At 41.2% G+C, this 1543-nt stretch carries 1 protein-coding gene; it reads left to right on the forward strand.

The genetic code is table 11. The annotated features are described in order from the left end of the window. Window positions 1-46 precede the first annotated feature (46 nt). Window positions 47-1543: aldehyde dehydrogenase family protein (locus CXF78_RS17060; RefSeq protein WP_145991531.1), on the forward strand; the 1497-nt coding region annotated here is incomplete at its 3' end.

Genomic DNA, 1543 nt, shown 5'->3' on the forward strand with positions numbered 1-1543 from the left:
ATATTTTGCAAAACTGATTTGTTGAATATTTTTAAAGGAAACCACTATGACAGTCACCAATACACAAGAGCTTGATTTATTAGTTGAGCGCGTGGCCAAAGCCCAAGCCGAGTTTGCCAATTTTAGCCAAGAAAAAGTTGATACTATCTTTAGAGCGGCAGCCTTAGCTGCAGCAGATGCGCGCATATCTCTGGCGAAGATGGCCGTAACAGAAACGGGGATGGGTGTATTAGAAGATAAAGTGATTAAAAACCACTTTGCATCTGAATACATTTATAACAAATACAAAGATGAAAAAACCTGCGGTATTTTATCTGAGGACTTAACCTTCGGTACCATTACCATTGCAGAGCCTGTAGGTATTATTTGCGGTATTGTCCCAACAACTAACCCTACTTCTACCGCTATTTTTAAAGCGCTTATTAGTTTAAAAACCCGTAATGGCATTATTTTTTCGCCGCACCCAAGAGCTAAAAACTCAACCACAACAGCTGCTAGAATTGTTTTAGATGCAGCCGTTGCAGCAGGTGCCCCCAAAGATATTATTGGCTGGATTGATCAACCTAGTGTTGCCTTGTCTAATCAATTAATGACTCATGCGAAAGTTAACCTCATTTTAGCCACTGGTGGACCAGGCATGGTTAAAGCGGCCTATTCATCTGGTAAACCTGCCATTGGTGTTGGTGCTGGTAATACACCTATCGTTATCGATGAGACCGCAGACATCAAACGCGCGGTAAGCTCTATATTAATGTCAAAGACTTTCGACAATGGTGTGGTGTGTGCATCTGAACAAGCGGTAATTGTAGTAGACAGCATTTATAAGCAAGTTAAAGAGCGTTTTATCAGCCACGGTGGTCATATTCTATCTAAAGCTGAAACCGCAGCCATGCAGAGTGTGATCCTTAAAAACGGCGGCCTTAATGCTGATATCGTTGGCCAAAGTGCAGTGTCTATAGCTGCAATGGCTGGTTTTGAAGTGCCTAGTACCACCAAAGTGCTTATCGGTGAAGTAACTGACATTAATGATGCTGAAGCCTTTGCTCACGAGAAATTATCCCCGTTATTAGGGATGTATAAAGCAAAAGACTTTAATGAGGCAATGGACAAAGCGGAAGCTTTAGTCACCTTGGGTGGTATTGGCCATACATCTGGTTTGTATACCGATCAAGATACCCAAGATGAACGCGTTAAAGCCTTTGGTTTTAGAATGAAAACAGCCCGTATTTTGATTAACACACCTGCTTCACAAGGTGGTATCGGTGACTTATATAATTTCAAGCTAGCACCATCGTTAACACTAGGTTGTGGTTCATGGGGCGGTAATTCAATTTCTGAGAACGTCGGCCCAAGTCATTTAATCAATAAAAAAATGGTCGCTAAGAGGGCTGAGAACATGTTGTGGCATAAGCTTCCATCATCTATTTATTTCCGTCGCGGTAGCTTACCAATAGCACTTGAAGAATTAAGTGATAAAAAACGCGCGTTGATCATCACTGACAAGTTCTTATTTAATAACGGTTACTGTAATGAAACCTTAAAA

This window comes from Shewanella sp. 11B5 (assembly GCF_002836795.1).
In the GTDB taxonomy this organism is placed as follows: Bacteria; Pseudomonadota; Gammaproteobacteria; order Enterobacterales; family Shewanellaceae; genus Shewanella; species Shewanella frigidimarina.